Source organism: Citrobacter sp. W9 (genome assembly GCF_026719375.1).
In the GTDB taxonomy this organism is placed as follows: Bacteria; Pseudomonadota; Gammaproteobacteria; order Enterobacterales; family Enterobacteriaceae; genus Citrobacter; species Citrobacter werkmanii.
Window position 1 is genome coordinate 14,512 of the sequence record NZ_JAPPTE010000013.1, and the last position, 17,256, is coordinate 31,767.

Sequence of the window (17,256 nt, forward strand, 5' to 3'; positions counted from 1 at the left end):
GTTTGCCGTGTTAACTGCTGATGGCATAAACTAGCCTCGACGTTAACTATATGTAAACAGGAAGATAACCATGTCACAAACCGTTCATTTCCAGGGCAACCCGGTTGCAGTCGCTGGCTCCATTCCTCAGGCAGGAAGCAAAGCTCAGGCTTTTACCCTTGTGGCTAAAGATCTGTCTGACGTTACGCTGGGCCAGTTCGCCGGCAAGCGCAAAGTGCTGAATATTTTCCCAAGCATCGATACCGGCGTTTGCGCGGCATCGGTACGTAAGTTTAACCAACTGGCGACAGAAATCGACAATACCGTCGTACTGTGCGTTTCGGCCGACCTGCCCTTTGCACATTCTCGTTTTTGCGGTGCGGAAGGTCTGAGCAACGTTATCACGCTGTCCACCCTGCGCAATGCAGAATTCCTGAAAAACTACGGTGTTGAAATCACTGAAGGCCCATTAAAAGGGCTGGCCGCGCGCGCCGTGGTGGTTATCGACGAGAATGACAACGTTATTTTCAGCCAACTGGTCAATGAAATTACCAACGAGCCGGATTACACTGCCGCTCTGGACGTGCTGAAAGCGTAATAAACACTTAGCCTTCTATACAACACATTCTCAACCTCGCTACGGCGGGGTTTTTTATTGTGCACAGCCCCTCCAGCCAGGCTGGGGGTTTTCCATAGACAACAAGTAAGCCGTAACATTGCTGTTACGGCTTTGAAGGTGAGGACTTTTTTAACTTACCTGGACGCTTTTAACATCTCATCCGTTAAGGTAATCGAATCCAGCACGGTAAATATTTTTGCACTTTCACTACTGCCGTCGGCGGTAGCCGCATAAACTTTATCACCCGCTTTCAGTTTATTCACAGAGATAGTCTCAGAAGGCGACCAGTAACCCCGCTGCGAATTCAACACCGTGGAACAACCTTTACCGGACTTCTTGACCCCCCCATGGAACCATGAGCCACAAAAATTGGTGGTCGTTTTTCCTTTCGCGTCGGTTGAATCGTAATAAAAGTTAACGTACTGATACGTAATCATCATCGACGTACTTGCATTAATCGTATACGTCAACGAACCATTTTTAACCGACGTCTCTGACGATGCAATTTGCGAAGGGCTGCCCGTACTCACATCTTCAAGTGTGTACTGATAAGTTAACACAACGTTACCTTTCGCATCGGTAACTGTAACGTTATGCCCTTCGGTAATGAATCCAGACATTATGGATAACTTAACCGTGGAATAACCATTACCTGAATCGGTTATCGTTACCTGGTCGTTCCCTTTGTTGCCGTATTTACCGAAATAGTACGGCTCACCAACGGCATCAATATTCCAGCCATCGTGTTGCAATGTGACGGTATACTCCCCACTCTCAATACTGGCAGTATTTTGCGTCCATTTTAATTCCGGGTTAGATTTCGATTTGTCAACATTGATGTCTTTGATTTCCGTCTCTGCCGGTGTCTCATCGCTATGGGTAAACGGTGCAAACACTTCGCTGAAGGCGTATTGCGGTGCCTGAGATTCCGTTAACCCACTGTGTTCCGGCGAGACCTGACCGGCAACACCCGGCTGATCACGCATCATCGACCACATACCAATCATGCCCATATCGCGATCTTTGGCATCGTCCATCACCAGGTTAGCATCCGACAGATAGAACACTTCGCCCTGCACGTCGTTGTAGCCGTTCATCGGCGTAACGCCCATCATGGCGTTGATCTCGTCATCGCTCTTATCGGTGAATATCTGTTTTAACTGGCTTGACAGGTTTTCTATGGCTGAGGTTGCACATTTGCCATGAATATTCTGCCCTTCCGTACCGTCGGACTGACAGATACTGCTGCCGTAGTCCATCGCCATCACGTTTACGCCCGCCAGATATACACCTTTGGCCTTCGCATCGTTCAGTACATACAGACCGTCATCGGTCAGACCGGTAGGCAGAATAGGCAACGTGTACCAGATCCCTACGCTACGACCTTCAGCTTTCCATTGATCCTGCGCAGCCTTAACGGCTTCGTTACGGCGGTTAATGGAGTCATGGTCGGCAACCCAGGTCCCTTCGATATCGAAGTCCAGCACGTTCAGGTTGAGGTTTTCAACGATGTCATAATAGTGTTGCTGCAGTTGTGATACGTCGGTACAGGCTGCCGCCAACGGCGAGTTGTTGGCGCCACCGATGGAGACCATGATATCTCCGCCTGCTTCACGCAGCGCTTTAATTTTACTGTACTGCGTGTAGTCATTAATGTTGTAGGCCGTGCCCCAGGTTGGCAGACAGGTATCAGCATCCTTCGCCACCACAAAGGCCATGGTGAAGTGGGTCACATTCTGGTTTTTGGCAAGACTGGCAAGGTCTGGCAGCGAGTTCAGGGTATAGTCGACATACGGCGCGTAGACATGAGCAGGCCATGCAGATGAAGGTGTCCCGACCATTGCTTTAGTGCCGGACCAGTCAATATAAATTTTCCACGGATTGGTATCGGCTGGCGTGACTTTCTGGACTTTAGCCTGGGAAACATAGTTTTCGCCGTTATATCGAATGAGTGTCCCGCTTTCATACAGCGTTGAAGAATTAAATTCAGGCGCATTATTGAGTTGATCCGTCGTATAAGTTACGACAGCACCCAGCGGTTTCCACGGGCGACCATTGGTGCCAGACGGGTTCTGGTTTGCCTCCAGGGAAGGATCATCGCCAATGGTATAAAAGAGCGCCTCATATTCCTGGCCATCTTTCTGAACTTTATCGCCTTTATTGTACGTCGTGGTTGCCGACCACTGCGCGACTTCCGCATACACTTCCCATGGATTGGCTGCGCCCGGCGTGAAACCGTATGCGCTCTGTGCGGTAGAAGTCTGCCAGGTCGCACCGTTGTAGGTAACAATATCATTGGCACTGTAGGCATTTGCGCTACTGTAGTCCGGATAGGTTACCGTACCGCCGCCAGTGTCGCAGGTTGTCGGGTTACCGTATTCTGCGATTTCTGCAGCGGTTGCATCACGTTCAAAACGCCAGGGATTATTAGCTTCGTCATCTGAGGCATTTCCCGGACAATCTGAAGCGCCAACCCACCAGGCATTGGTATAGACGCCGCTGTCATAAATAACTTCGTAAGGGCCGGTTCCTTCTTGTCCACTCCAGGCTTCAAGAGCCAATACGGGTGCTGCGACGCATAATGCGCCCATTCCAATTATTGTTTTGGTAAATATATTAAGTTTCATAATCATCCCTTATTAATAATCGCATTATTCAAAATGCGGTTAATTGTAAGAGGAATGCGGAATGAGTGAAATGAATAGCAACTACAGGGATAATTAATTAAGAATGAGGGATACTGGTCACATGAGTATTAATATTCAATATAAATACATTAAAATAAATTAATAATATGAACAAATAAAAAATGCCAACCCCATAATCAGGATTGGCAATAATACTTTATTCTTCACTTTTCTTTTGATTCAAACCATACTCGCGTAACTTGTTAGCGATCGCAGTATGTGAAACACCAAGCCGTTTGGCCAGTTTACGCGTGCTGGGGTAATTCATATACAACTGCGTCAGCACAGAGCGTTCAAAGCGGCTGGTAATTTCATCCAGCGAGCCTTCCATCACCTCTTCTCCGACCGCAACCGTTGCCGCATCGTAATCTGGCAATAATATATCCTGTGGTCGCAACTCATATCCCTCTAACTGGGTCAACGCCCGATAGATGGCATTTTTAAGCTGGCGCACGTTACCTGGCCAACCGTAGCGGGTTAATACCGTACTGAGATCGGCAGACAGTTTCGGACGCGGTACGCCCTGTTCGTCGGCAAAACGCGCCACAAACAGTTCGGTGAGCGGCATGATATCTTGCGGACAATCGCGCAGCGGCGGCAGGTTGAGGGTCAGCACGTTCAGACGATAATACAGATCTTCGCGGAACAAACCTTTCTGCACCAGCTCCACCAGGTTCTTTTGCGTGGCGCAAATCACACGTACATCGACATGGACTTCATGATCTTCGCCAACCCGGCGGAAGGTCCCGTCATTGAGGAAACGCAACAATTTGGTCTGCATGCTCGGCGACATTTCGCCAATCTCATCCAGCAGCACCGAGCCGCCGTTAGCCTGCTCGAAGAACCCTTTTTTACCTTCCCCTGCGTGACCGAACAACTCGCTTTCGACCGCGTCTTCAGGGATCGACGCACAGTTCAGCGCCAGATACGGCTTCGCCGCACGCGGGCTCGCCAGATGACAGGCATGGGCAAAGAGATCCTTACCCGTACCGGTATTACCGGTGATCAGCAACGGTGCGCTCAGCGTCGCCAGCTTACGGGCCTGTTCTACGACATGCTTCATTTTGGCGCTGACGGCAATAATCTGGCTAAACGCACTCAGATCCTGCGTGGTCATATTTTGCAACTGACGCCCCATCCGGATGGTGGAACGCAGCATGACGACGGCTCCCGTCAGCATTTGCTCCTGATTTTCACCCTGCAAATGAACGGGCGTAATTTCCATCAGGAAATTCTGTCCGTTAATCACGACATGCTCGCTATGTGAATCCTGCGGATTGCTTTCGAGCCAGCGCTGGAAGTTAAAACCATTGATTAACTGGGCGGCAGTATGATTACGCATCCGCTCCTGAGAGTGAGCAAAAAGCTGACAGCTCGCAGGGTTCGCCATCTCAATTTTGCTTTTCATATCCAGAGAAAGAACGGGTTCAGGCAATGCCTCGAGCAGCGCACTCAGCGCCAGATGTTCCCGTTCGGAAGGCATCCAGGGGACGGTACGTACATCCGTAACTCCTGAAATACGGCGGATTTCAGCCATCAGACTACTGAAGTTGGTGAACTCCAGTTCCGCAAAATTAAGGTAAATTCGCCCGATGGGGTCAATCTCGATACCGCGTAAATCAATGCTTCTTAGCACCAGTAAATCGAGCAATTCGCGGGTCAGACCAAGTCGGTCTTCACAAAAGACTTCCAAACGCATAGGAACCTTCACCTGGACAAGAGATTATGTGTTAAATGATAAGACAGTATTTGGTTTGCAGGAAGAACTCTGTCAACAAATATTGACAGCACGCTGGAAAATTGGGCGCCGCGGCGTAAAGTTATACCATCGACACCCTGTTCCAGTTAACTTTCACGCGGAGATTTGTTCTTTTGTAAGGTCTCTTTGACCTGACCAATCAACTGGCGGCGAAAATCCCCAAGTCGTGGTTTATCGTCATCGATCCACGGGAGCGGACGGCAGAGTTCCATCGCTTTAATACCCAGACGCGCCGTTAACAGCCCGGCACCAATACCCTGCGCAGCACGTGTGGATAAGCGCGCGGCCAGATCTTGCGACATCCAGTCCATACCAACCTCGCGGACCAATTCGCTGGCGCCGGCAAAGGCGATATTCAGCAGCACCAGCCGGAACAGACGCAGACGACTGTAATACCCGAGCTCAATGCCATACAACGAGGCAATACGATTAATCAGCCGCAGATTGCGCCAGGCGATAAATGCCATATCCACCAGCGCCAGTGGGCTGACGGCAATCATCAGTGTGGACTCCGCCGCAGAACGACTGATCTCACGTCGCGCCTGCGCGTCCAGCACCGGTTGCACAAGATGGGCATACAGGCTGACGATTTCACGATCGTTTTGCGTTTCGTGGATAGAGGCATACCAGCGCTGTAACGCCGGATGGGACTGATCAATACCCGCCTGCTGCGCCAGCTTTTCACAAAATGCGCGACCTTTTCCTGTTCCGTGGCTATGAAGCAGGTCTCGCGCTTCATCACGTTCATGCGCTCGCTGGCGCAAACGCCACAACCTGCGCCACTCGGTCGCCACTGAACCCACGCCTGCGCCGACGATCAGCGCGCCCGCGGCGCACCCTCCCAGCGCGACCCAGTCCTGAGTCTGCCAGGCATTCATGGTCCACTGTACGCCCTGTGCGACAACACTCACACCAAACAGCGCCAGCCCGCCCATCACCATTTTGCGCCACAAACTGCGTTTAGGACGCAAGGCAGCATCAATCACCGCTTCTGCCTGACCTTCGTCTTCCAGAGGCTCATCCAGTGTCGCCGGAGCAAAGGTCTGCGCTTCCGTTTCATTGAACATTTGCTGCGCTTTAAACGCCGTGTTTTGTTCCACGTCCAGCGGACCTGAGAAATCGATACGCGGTTTTAACGGCTCGCTCATCGCAATTTATCTCCTATTAAAAACTCCAGCGCGGCATCAAGACGGATATGCGGTAAGGGGTTATCAACATCCATCACCTGCGGGCGAAATGCTTCAAACTGAAATCCCTGGCTGTCCCAGAATGCCTGTCCTGGCAGTCGTGCGGGCACTTCACCAGGATAGACGGTCAGCGGTTCGCCATCGCTCAGGCGATTGCCACGCAGCGCTGGGATCTTTTCGCCTTTCACATCAATCAGGCCGCTGGTGGTTGCCTGTACCGATGCCAGGCCCAGACAATCCATGCTAATACCTTCGAACGCGGCGTTTTGCCAGGCATCCTGAATCAGTTGCTGGAGCAACGACACCATATTGGCATGCTGATCGACCGTGACATGGTCAGCTTTGGTGGCGGCAAATAACAGTTTGTCGATCACCGGAGAGAACAGCCGACGAAACAGCGTACGCTGCCCGTAATGGAAGCTTTGCATCAATTGGGTCAGCGCCAGACGCATATCATTGAACGCCTGTGGCCCGCTGTTGAGCGGTTGCAGACAATCCACCAGTACAATCTGGCGATCAAAACGCAGGAAGTGATTCTTATAAAAGCCCTTCACAACCTTTTCGCAATAGTAATTAAACCGCTCGCGCAACATGCCTGCGTTGGTGTGTTTGTCCGCCTGCGCCAGCTTAGATTCGCCGTATTCTTCCACATCCGGCCACGGGAAGAATTGCAGCGCGGGCGCACCCGCCATATCTCCCGGCAGGACAAAGCGTCCTGGTTGAATAAAATGCAGTCCCTGCTGTTTGCACTGATGCAAATACTCCGTCCACGCCGCGGCAATTTCCGCCAGACGGTTTTCATCAGCAGGGGCCAGCGGATCCAGCCCCTGGCATAGCTGTCGCCATCTGGCCGACCATTCGCCCCGCTGACCTTGCAATAATCCGGTCATCTGCCGCGACCAGCTCAGGTAATCCTGCGCCAGCATCGGTAGATCGAGCAGCCACTCGCCCGGATAATCGACGATTTCCAGGTATAGCGTGGAGGTGTCTTTGAAGTGGCGCAGCAAAGAGTCATTGGACTTGTAGCGCAGCGCCAGGCGAATTTCGCTCACCCCGCGCGTCGGTGTCGGCCAGGCTGGCGGAGAACCATACAGTTGAGCCAGTCCCTCATCATAGGTAAAACGCGGAATGCCAAAATCACGTTGAGGAACCCGTTTAACGCCGAGCAGACGTTCTTCGCGCACGCAGTTGAGCAACGGCAGACGCGCACCGGCATGAATATTGAGTAACTGGTTTACCATCGCGGTGATGAACGCAGTCTTACCGCTACGGCTAAGCCCGGTGACAGCCAGGCGCAAATGCCGATCTACGCCGCGATTAACCAGCGAATTGAGTTCATTTTTAAGTCGCTTCATCGCCATCCCGTTATGCTGAAGGAACCGAAGAAATTATAACAAACAGGAAGTAAAGATAGGGGTCAATTCTTATTTATCAACTACCTGAGCGGTGTCAGACGGCATTATTCCTGCCGCCTGTTACAGAAGATATACGGATGGTTTAGTTATTCTCTACTTTTGGCAGCGCGATCTGGTTGATTCCACCTTCATTCGTCACCTGCGTGTAGCCCATTTCAACGAGCATATCCTTCGCCTGCCCCGACTGACGCCCGGAGTTGCAATACAACTTCACGGTGTCGGTCTTATCAGGCACTTCTGTTGCGATACGCGCCTTCATCTCTTTTAACGGAATATTGACGGCCCCCTGAATATGCTGCTGTTGGTATTGCTCAGGAACACGAACATCAATCCAGTGTTCGGCAGCATAAACCGGCATGCCAATGACCAGAGCCAACGCTAATACGCCTTTTTTAAACATAATATCTTCCTGATCGATAGTTGGATTTCACTACAACACTATACGCCAGTTCTTAAGAAAATATTGCGACTGCATTATCATCGTACACACCAGCAGATCGCATTGTTCTTCAGGTAACACATTGTGCGGTGTGTCTTTTGATTTTTCTGTCAGCATTCTGTGATTGTTGTCATTCGGCATTGAACTCCATAATATGTCCGCCATTGACTCTCGGACGGAGCTTGGGATCTATGTCTCCTACCATTTATGATATTGCACGAGCCGCTGGCGTATCAAAATCCACGGTATCGCGCGTGCTGAATAAGCAAACCAACATCTCGCCGGAAGCGCTGGAAAAAGTGCTGCGCGCTATTGATGAGTTACAGTATCAGCCCAATAAACTGGCTCGGGCGCTCACCTCTTCCGGCTTTGACGCAATAATGGTGATATCAACCCGTTCTGCCAAAACAACCGCCGGTAATCCCTTTTTCTCTGAAGTGCTGCATGCTATTACGGCCAAAGCCGAAGAAGTCGGTTTTGATGTCATATTACAGACGTCGCGAAGCACCGAAGATGATTTACAAAAATGTGAGAGTAAAATTAAGCAAAAATTGATCAAAGGCATCATTATGCTGAGTTCTCCCGCCGATGAATCTTTTTTTGCAAGACTGGATAAATATAACGTCCCGGTCGTGGTTATTGGTAAAGTGGAAGGAGAGTATGCCAATGTGTATTCTGTAGACACTGATAACTATCGTGACAGCATCACACTGACAAATGCGCTTATTGAGAGCGGCCACAGTAATATTGCCTGTTTACATGCCCCGCTTGACGTTCATGTTTCCATCGATCGCGTCAACGGGTATAAAGCCAGTCTTCAGGCACATAATATTCAAATACGCGATGAGTGGATTATTGATGGGGGTTATACTCATGAGACCGCCCTGCTCGCTTCGCGGAAATTACTGAGTCAACAACCGTTACCCGACGCAGTATTTGCCACCGACAGTTTAAAGTTAATGAGTTTATATCGCGTGGCGGCTGAGAAAAATATCGCCATTCCGCAACAGCTTGCCGTTGTAGGCTACAGTAATGAACTGCTGTCATTTATGCTGACACCCGTGCCGGGAGGCATTGATGTCCCAACCCAGCAACTCGGCGAACAAAGCTGTAATTTATTATTTAATCTGATTGCCGGTGAGAAAGGATTGCAGAACATCACCGTGGGTACGCAAATATCGTTGGCCGACTCACTGGTGTAAAAACAGGGGCATAACAATGCCCCTGCACATTTTAGAATGCGTAATTCACACCAATCCCCGCATAATGGAATCTGTCACTTTCACCTTCGTCGTGATCTTCCCATTCATAGGCATATTCCAGTGACATTGATAAACCATTTTGGAAATCATAAGCATACAGTAAACCAAGGCGATTGAAATCATGCCCTTCACGTTCCGGATCATCCTGCCAGTCCCAGTTTGACCAACGATCAAGGCCAATACGGGTGTACGGCGTCAGGGTGGTATTGCCTAAAGACAACGGTAAGTAAGCACGGATTTCCTGGGTCGAGAACTCGCCATTATTACGCGAATCCGCCAGATTAAAACCGCGTTCGAGATAATAGTTGACCGTTAAGCCCACCGTTTCGTTGAAGGTATAATTCAGACCGGTTTCGCTTTCAACGCGGCTATCGGAGTAACCTGTGGTACTCAAGTCATTGACGAATTGATACATTGCCAGCCAGCCGCTAAAACGCAAATCGTCGCTAAGTTTAATATCCCAGTCCGGCTGAACTTTCCAGCGCTGCATATTGGCAGTGTCTTTTCCTGGTTCATTAACATAGTGATAGCCGTAATTACGGAAACCACCGGTCAGGCCGAAATTAACATCCTCGCTTTCGAGGAATTGATAGCGAACTTCCAGTTCCGGGCGATCAAACCAGGTACCGCGTTTCCCCTCGCTGTAATCAACCGGACCTTCCTGATAATAGGCCACAGATATTTTCCATGGTCCATTGGACGCATTAAAATAGACTGACGGCTCAGCCAGTCCATCCATATCTTCGCCCTGACCTTCAACGTTTTCTATTTCGTACATGGCACCGATATTAAAGCGCCAGTCATTTTTTTCAGCGGCCTGCGCACAGGCCACTCCTGCGCTCATAATCAGCGCAGTAGCGGACAGTAGGGTTTTCATTATTATTCCTTGTTAAAATACTCTAAAAAAAACACCAAGATTCGGGGGGTTATCCCCCCGAAATTTTATTGAATAGCCACTTCAGTTTCAGCATCAAAGAAATGGCATTTCGCCATATCAAAATGAATAGTGATATTTTCTCCTGCGTGATAATCATTCACTGCCCCAGCACGGACCACTAACTCATGCCCCCCAACGATGGTATAAAGCATAAACTCAGCGCCTGTTAATTCTGCGACGCTAATTTTTGCTGATACATTATTTTCATTATTAGGCTGCGGATGTATGTCTTCAGGACGAATACCCAGCGTAACGGCCTGATGCTCATAACCCTGCGCTTTTAGCTGTGCTAATTTATTTTCGGGAATGGTTAACTTCAGCGTTTCGGTAACGAATTTATTACCATCAATCGCGCCACGAATAAAATTCATGGCTGGCGAGCCAATAAATCCAGCGACGAACATATTTGCCGGGTGGTTATACACCGTTTTCGGTGCGCCAACCTGTTGAACAATGCCATCCTTCATAATCACAATACGCGTCGCCATCGTCATGGCTTCGGTTTGATCATGGGTAACATATATCATGGTGGTATTCAGTTTCTGATGCAGTTTGCTAATTTCTGCCCGCATCTGCACGCGAAGTTTGGCATCGAGATTCGATAAAGGCTCATCCATCAGGAAGACCCCCGCCTCACGAACAATCGCACGTCCCAGCGCCACGCGCTGGCGCTGACCGCCGGATAACGCGCCAGGTTTACGCTGCAGATAATCGCGCAGGCCAAGGATTTGCGCCGCCCAGTTAACGCGCTCCTCGATCACCGCCGGAGCAATTTTCTGCATCTTCAGGCCAAACGCCATATTGTCATAGACGGTCATGTGCGGGTACAACGCATAGTTCTGAAAAACCATCGCAATATTGCGCGATTTCGCCGGCACATCATTCATCCGTTTACCGTCAATCAGCAGATCGCCGCCGCTGATCTCTTCCAGGCCGGCGATCATGCGCAACGTCGTAGACTTCCCGCAACCGGAAGGCCCAACAAAAACAATAAACTCTTTGTCTTCGATTTCCAGATTGAAGTCTTTAACGACGTGCACCTGGTTGTCGTAAATTTTTTGAATATGTTGCAACGAAAGCTGTGCCATGTTGAATCCTTTACTTGTCGTGTTGCCAGAAAGCCGATAAGCACGGCCACGTCAGAAATTCGGTTGAAGGGAGCTGCAAGTTTGCCCCGTTCAGCCCCGTACCGATGCCAACAGAGCGCATGCCGCAGGCGTTGATCGCATCCACGCCTGCTTGAGCATCTTCTATGCCAATGCACTGCTGCGGGTCAACGCCAAGACCCGCACAGGCAGCCAGAAAAATCTCCGGATCCGGTTTCGAACGGGTAATCAGCGCCGCATCCGCACAAAAGTCAAAACAAGCGCTAAGATCAAGCGCCTGTAAAATAGTGGGCGCATTGAGCGACACGGAGGCCAGCCCCACCGGAATCCGCTCTTCCCGTAACGTCATTAACAGCTCGCGAATCCCCGGCAATACCGAGTTAACCGTTAACTGGCGCAAAGAATGGACGTACAGACGATTTTTTCTCTCAGCCAATTGTGCGCAAGTCTCGGGAGTAAACTCCCCCGCCTTTCCGCCGTGGTGCAAAATACGCTGCAGTGACTCGCCACGACTAATCCCTTTCAGGCTGTCATTAAATGCTTCGTCAATCGCAATCCCTATTTCGTCGGCTACCTGCCGCCACGCCAGGAAATGCAGATGCGCGGTATCGGTAATCACGCCATCCAAATCAAAAATGATGGCCTGTGGTTTGAGTATCATTCATCGTCCCTTTTTTGTGGTAGCGGTCCCATAAATAGACGTAATAATACCGTCATAGGTAATCGCTGACGCCCCCTGGACGGCGATCTTTTCGCCATTAACCCACAAGGTAATACGCTCAGTACTGCTAATGCGGATCTCTGCTTTATTGATAGTCACGTGCATATCAACGCCCTGCCAACGCAGTGGGAAAGAGAGAGTTTGCCAATGGTCAGGCAATGCAGGGGCAAGATGTAACTCCCCGTGGCGAACATTCACGCCAGCAAATCCCTGAATTGCGCCCAGCCAGATGGCCCCCGTCGCCGCTGCGTGAATACCGTCATCACAGCTATGTGGATCGTCTCCGAGATCGATAAGCGATCCTTCACGCCAGAAGCGATACCCCTGCTCTGAATCACCACAACGCGCAGCCACAATCCCATGGATAGCCTTACTCAAAGACGAGTCATGAATGGTGCGCGGCTCGTAAAAGCGCAAGTTCGCCAGACAGGTTTGCGGGTTGAATTGCTCCGGCAGCATATAGGTCAGCATCACCACATCGGCCTGTTTGAGAATTTGCATCTCATTGACCTCTGCGCGGGAGTAATCGAGCAAAATCGTCTGCTTGCCCGCTTTCGCTTTGTAACTGGACAGATCGATAACCGGTTTGCTCAGGAAGGTGTCGTCCTGAGGTAACACGCCATCAGACAACGCTTCCGGTCGCCACAGATGGCGTAAAAAATGCTCAGCACGGTGAATAAAGGTCTCATCGCTACAGCCCAGGCGACGCGCAAAACCGAGCGCCTGCTCCACGTTGTACCAGGCCATGTAGTTGGTGAACGCATTGTTGTTCACATGCTCTGTGTATTCATCCGGGCCAATTACATTGTGGATCTCTAAACGGTCATTAACCATAACGGCTCTGCTGATCCAGAACTTCGCTGTTTCCAGAAGCAGCGTTATACCTTCACGGGACATAAAGTTCATATCCCCGGTGGCATGCCAGTAATTAATCACCGCCCAGGCTATATCCGCCACAAGATGATGCTCAGCCTGTGCGGAGGCCACTTTCTGCCGCAGCCCGGTACGGATGTTGATCGCCGCGAATTCAGGCGTCTCCTCCTCACCGCTGCGCGCGCTCTCCCAGGGAAACAGCGCCCCCTGCCAACCATTGTGGCGGGCTTTCTCACGTGCGCCCGACAAATTATGCCAGCGGTAACGTAATAAACTTCTTGCGGTTTTCGGCTCGGTGAAGAGATGGAACGGTAACAGAAAGACCTCGGTATCCCAGAAAACGTGGCCTTTATATCCTTCGCCTGTCAGACCTTTCGCCGCAATACTGCTGCGCTCATCGTGATCTGGCGTCATTACACGCAAATGATAGAGCGCATAATCCAGCGCTCGCTGATCGCTCATATCATTACTGGTGACCTGAACGCGACGGCTTTGCCACCAGGCATGCCAGTTAGCGGTCGACTCTGCCAGCAGCGCATCGTATCCCTGCTGGGCGCACGTTTCCAGATTACGTAGCGACTGGCGTGCCCAGGTTTCCAGCGACAGGCTGCGCTCGCTCGCCCAGTCTATCCAGCTAATTTTCGTCAGCGTAACGCGTTGTCCGGTTTTCGCCTGCACGCTATTGTGTTGTAACAACCGACGTTCTTTGGCGGTGAAGCAGCGCTGCGCCGCACCGTCTACGTCGCAAAACGTCGCGATCGCGATATCGTTGCGATTGTCCTGGGTGGTGTAAATGCCTTGCAGCAGATGCTGACCAAATACCCGGACCTGCGTTTCATCCAGATGCTGACGTCCATGATTGGTGATCGTGGCATCAATCCCGGTTGAGATGCCAATGCTCGCATCACCATCCAGCGGGGTAACGGCAACTTCCATAGCAAACAGCGGCAGTTTTTGCGCCGAGACAAACCGCCGGCTCTCAATAGCGAAACGTGCGCCGCCGGGCGCTCGCCAGACCAGGGTACGGCGTAATTCTCCGCTGGCAAAATTCAGTTCACGGTGCCAGCACTCAATCACACCGCTGGTTAGCGAGAAAATCTCACCATTAAGCGCGATCTCCACGCCCACCACATCAGGCAGATTAACCAGTTCATTAATCTCACCTTTCCCCGCCCGGTGATACAGTCCCGCCAGATACATGCCGCGAGTTTGTAAGGTGTAGGCTTCTTCGTGGCTGGCGCGAATCCCCATATAGCCGTTGCCAAGCGTCATCAGCGACGCATATTTGTTGAGGCTGTGTGGGCAAAAAGCCGGTTCGGTTAGCATTACTGGCTTCGTCATAAGTCTACATATGTTCCTGTTTCAGCCGATTCATACAGTGCGGCAACCAGTTGTTGAATAACGACGCCCTGCTCTGCGTCCGCAATAGCGACAGGCTCGCCCTGAACGTGATTCACGAAGGCCTCCATGCTGCGAAAATGACGATTGTCATCGGCTATTTCGCGCTGGAACAGCACGTCCAGCGTCCCGTCACGATCGGTATAGACCTGCGCCGGAAATAAGGTCGCCCCGGCAAGATCGCCGCAGAAATTGACGTTCATAATCGATTGTTCAGGAATATTCAGCGCGAAAGAGGTCTCAAGACGCAGGATCCCACCGTTATGAAATTCGATCGTGCCGAACAGAGAATCCTCAACGGTGTACGTCTCGGGATCCCATGCCCCGAACTGGCCGCTGCTCTTACGTGTGCCAATACGCTGATAGCTGTGCGCGTTAACACGCTTTACCGCCGGGAAGCCCAACACATACATCGCGGCATCAAGCATATGGATACCGATATCAATCAGCGGCCCACCGCCCTGCAGTTCCTTGTTGGTAAAAACACCCCAGCCGGGTACGCCGCAGCGACGCAAAGCGCGGACATTAGTGACATAGATTTCGCCCAGCGCGCCTGCCATCACCTGTTCGCGAAGCAACTGGGTATCCAGTGCGAAACGATGGTGAAAATCATATGCCAGTACTTTTCCCATCCGCCGCGCCGTTTTACACATCTCCAGCGCCTCGTCTGGCGTCATGGCGGGGGGCTTTTCGCACATCACATGGCAGCCAGCGTTCAGCGCCAACATGGTGTGTTCATAATGAAAACGATTGGGCGAACAGATGCTGACGATATCTGGCTTTGCTTCGCGTAACATCGTCTGCGGATCGTCCCAAACCTGCGGATTACCGTATTTCTCTGCCAGCACCTGCGCCTGTGACAGGCGGCTGTCACAGACAGCCACCAGTTCCAGATCGTTGCGGGTGCAGTAGTACGAAGCATGAACTTTATCCGCTACCTGCCCGGCGCCGATAATGGCGACACGTAGCGGAGCGCTTGTCAGTGCACTTTTCACGGATATCCTCTTAGCAGGTACGCAGCCAGGCCAGCGACTGACGGTATGCTTCCGGCAGGTTCTCCGCCCGTACCCGTCCTTCATACACTACGTAACCCTGATAATTATCTTCACGCAGTTGGTCAAACAGCGCAGAGAAATCCAGCGTACCGCTCCCCGGCTGATAACGATGGTTATCCGCAATATGCACGTGACCCAGCAGATCGCGATTATCGTGCAGCGCCTGCGCCATATCGTCTTCTTCGATATTCATGTGGTAAAAATCACCAATGATTTGCACATGCTTCAGGTTGTTTTCCACGATATAGCGGCGAGCATCCGCCAGGGTGTTGATCATATGATCCTGATAGCGATTGAGCGGCTCGAGATACACCACCGTGCCCGTACGTTCAGCGACTTTATCGAGATAAATCAATGAATCACTGACGGCTTTACGATCACCTTCCAGGCTACGCGGAGAGGTCATCGGCGGTAGGCGGAAGGTAAACATGCCCCAGGCGGCAGGGACAATAATCCCTTGCCCGCCGACTTCGGCCAGCGCTTCAAGAATGCGGGTGATCTGCTGTAAACCATTCAAACGACGTTCTTCGATAAAATCACCGATCCAACCGTCATAGCCCCCGCAGGCGGTGGTCACGGGCAGACCTGTTTCTTTGATCGCCGCTTTCACTTCCTCAAGATTGTTGACCAGCAATTTGCCGTCAATTTCAAAACCATCAAAACCCATCTCTTTGATATAACGGAATTTCTCGAGAATATTTTCCGGGAAAAAAGCCTGATTCTGTGTTCCGATTTTCATTTTCTGCATTCCTTAATTAAAACGTCACGCCCATTTTGATGCTTTGTTCCGGATGGCGATCGACATACTGCATATAGCTTTCCGGGCTGCTGGCGAAGGTAACTACCGGGTCGATAAGTTCTTCACAGTTCAGATAACCGTTCATCAACAGTTCCCAGCAGGTCTCCTCAATGCGCTTGCGATTCCAGCGCGGATAATCTGGATTTGGTTCACTGCAGGCGCGGGAGAAGACAATTTTGGCGTTGTTGAAATGCGCCTCACGGCCCAGGTTAAATCCTTCGGCAAAAGGCTTAGCGAAGGCGACATAGGAGATGGTGCCGCCATAGGCCAGCCCGCGTAACGCTGATTGCAGCGCATCCGCATAGCCGCTGGTTTCGATGATCACATCTGCGCCCTGTTTGCCGGTCAGCTTTTTAATTTCCATGCCCACGTCAGTGCCAATCGGGTCCAGACAGAAATCAGCCCCATGGCGACGCGCGATATCACAACGATGGGCAATCGGATCCACGCCAATCACCACTGACGCTCCCGCTTTCTTAGCCAGTTGCACGGCGATCTGGCCAATTGCCCCTAACCCGACGATGACCACAAAGTCGCCGACGCGCACATTGGCATCACGCACACCGCTCATAGCGAACTGTGCAGGGTCATAGCACACGGCATTTTTCCACGAACTCCCTTCTGGCATTTTGCGCAGTTTGTAGTTGTTCACGGCATTAAAGATGACCGTTTCTGCCAGTGGACCATATCCGCAGACAGAGTCGCCGACAGCGTAATCGGTCACATCGCTACCACACTCAATGACATCGCCCACCACCATGTTGCCAAGCTGGAACTTACCGAACTCGATTCCGCGCGGCGCCCCTTCCGGACGCGGCATAAACATTTGCCATTCGCCGTTAAAATCTTCATCAATAAACGGACTGGCAGCGCGGAAATCGACTACTTCAGTGCCATGTTTGGGTGCGCCAAAACGTACGCGGACTTTCACTTCATTGGCGGATACCGCTCTGTCTTCATATTCCACCAGCGCTGCAACACGCGGTTCGGTGGCAACTAACTTCTTCATTTACAACTCCT

At 51.2% G+C, this 17,256-nt stretch carries 14 protein-coding genes; 2 read left to right on the forward strand and 12 right to left on the reverse strand.

Translation table 11 applies throughout. The annotated features are described in order from the left end of the window. The first annotated feature begins 70 nt into the window (after positions 1-70). Complete coding sequence (tpx, locus tag OOJ59_RS17655; RefSeq protein ID WP_085048121.1) at positions 71-577, forward strand: thiol peroxidase; 507 nt, start codon at positions 71-73, stop codon at positions 575-577. A gap of 155 nt (positions 578-732) precedes the next feature. Here the strand turns inward: tpx and OOJ59_RS17660 are convergent, their stop codons facing one another. The 5 genes from OOJ59_RS17660 to pspE form a co-directional block, all read right to left on the reverse strand. Beyond that, positions 733-3,225, reverse strand: coding sequence for a lysozyme (locus OOJ59_RS17660; RefSeq protein WP_319022732.1), 2,493 nt, complete (start codon positions 3,223-3,225; stop codon positions 733-735). A 217-nt stretch (positions 3,226-3,442) separates the two neighbouring features. Further along, complete coding sequence (tyrR, locus tag OOJ59_RS17665) at positions 3,443-4,984, reverse strand: transcriptional regulator TyrR (RefSeq protein WP_038640886.1); 1,542 nt, start codon at positions 4,982-4,984, stop codon at positions 3,443-3,445. 146 nt (positions 4,985-5,130) lie between these two features. After that, positions 5,131-6,192, reverse strand: a complete 1,062-nt coding sequence (locus tag OOJ59_RS17670) for a YcjF family protein (protein ID WP_087856139.1) — start codon at positions 6,190-6,192, stop codon at positions 5,131-5,133. Beyond that, on the reverse strand, positions 6,189-7,586 hold the full coding sequence (locus OOJ59_RS17675; RefSeq protein ID WP_160956291.1) for a YcjX family protein: 1,398 nt from the start codon (positions 7,584-7,586) through the stop codon (positions 6,189-6,191). Before OOJ59_RS17675 ends, OOJ59_RS17670 begins: the two co-directional genes overlap by 4 nt. A gap of 142 nt (positions 7,587-7,728) precedes the next feature. Then, entirely contained in the window at positions 7,729-8,046 is a 318-nt protein-coding gene (gene pspE / locus OOJ59_RS17680; protein ID WP_038640891.1) for a thiosulfate sulfurtransferase PspE, read from the reverse strand. A 230-nt stretch (positions 8,047-8,276) separates the two neighbouring features. On the opposite strand from pspE, the gene OOJ59_RS17685 reads away from it, so the two are divergent. Next, positions 8,277-9,287 carry a LacI family DNA-binding transcriptional regulator gene (locus tag OOJ59_RS17685; protein ID WP_038640893.1) on the forward strand — a complete coding sequence of 337 codons (1,011 nt, stop codon included), beginning with the start codon at positions 8,277-8,279 and terminating at the stop codon, positions 9,285-9,287. Between the two features lie 31 nt (positions 9,288-9,318). On the opposite strand, the gene OOJ59_RS17690 is transcribed toward OOJ59_RS17685, so the two are convergent. The 7 genes from OOJ59_RS17690 to OOJ59_RS17720 all read right to left on the reverse strand — a co-directional run bounded on the left by OOJ59_RS17690 (position 9,319) and on the right by OOJ59_RS17720 (position 17,245). Beyond that, positions 9,319-10,224 (reverse strand): OmpG family monomeric porin, encoded by a 906-nt coding sequence (locus OOJ59_RS17690; RefSeq protein WP_085048118.1) that lies wholly within the window; start codon positions 10,222-10,224, stop codon positions 9,319-9,321. A 65-nt stretch (positions 10,225-10,289) separates the two neighbouring features. Beyond that, positions 10,290-11,372 carry an ABC transporter ATP-binding protein gene (locus OOJ59_RS17695; RefSeq protein WP_038640897.1) on the reverse strand — a complete coding sequence of 361 codons (1,083 nt, stop codon included), beginning with the start codon at positions 11,370-11,372 and terminating at the stop codon, positions 10,290-10,292. Positions 11,373-11,382: 10 nt separating this feature from the next. Beyond that, positions 11,383-12,051, reverse strand: coding sequence for a beta-phosphoglucomutase (gene pgmB, locus OOJ59_RS17700; RefSeq protein ID WP_038640899.1), 669 nt, complete (start codon positions 12,049-12,051; stop codon positions 11,383-11,385). Then, on the reverse strand, positions 12,052-14,325 hold the full coding sequence (locus tag OOJ59_RS17705; protein WP_268063445.1) for a glycoside hydrolase family 65 protein: 2,274 nt from the start codon (positions 14,323-14,325) through the stop codon (positions 12,052-12,054). It abuts the gene before it with no gap. Beyond that, positions 14,322-15,377, reverse strand: a complete 1,056-nt coding sequence (locus tag OOJ59_RS17710) for a Gfo/Idh/MocA family protein (protein ID WP_137351428.1) — start codon at positions 15,375-15,377, stop codon at positions 14,322-14,324. Before OOJ59_RS17710 ends, OOJ59_RS17705 begins: the two co-directional genes overlap by 4 nt. A 10-nt stretch (positions 15,378-15,387) precedes the next feature. Next, positions 15,388-16,176, reverse strand: a complete 789-nt coding sequence (locus OOJ59_RS17715) for a sugar phosphate isomerase/epimerase family protein (protein ID WP_038640905.1) — start codon at positions 16,174-16,176, stop codon at positions 15,388-15,390. 16 nt (positions 16,177-16,192) lie between these two features. Next, a complete protein-coding gene (locus OOJ59_RS17720; RefSeq protein WP_069324992.1) occupies positions 16,193-17,245 on the reverse strand; it encodes a zinc-dependent alcohol dehydrogenase in 1,053 nt (350 codons plus the stop codon). Between the last annotated feature and the right edge of the window lie 11 nt (positions 17,246-17,256).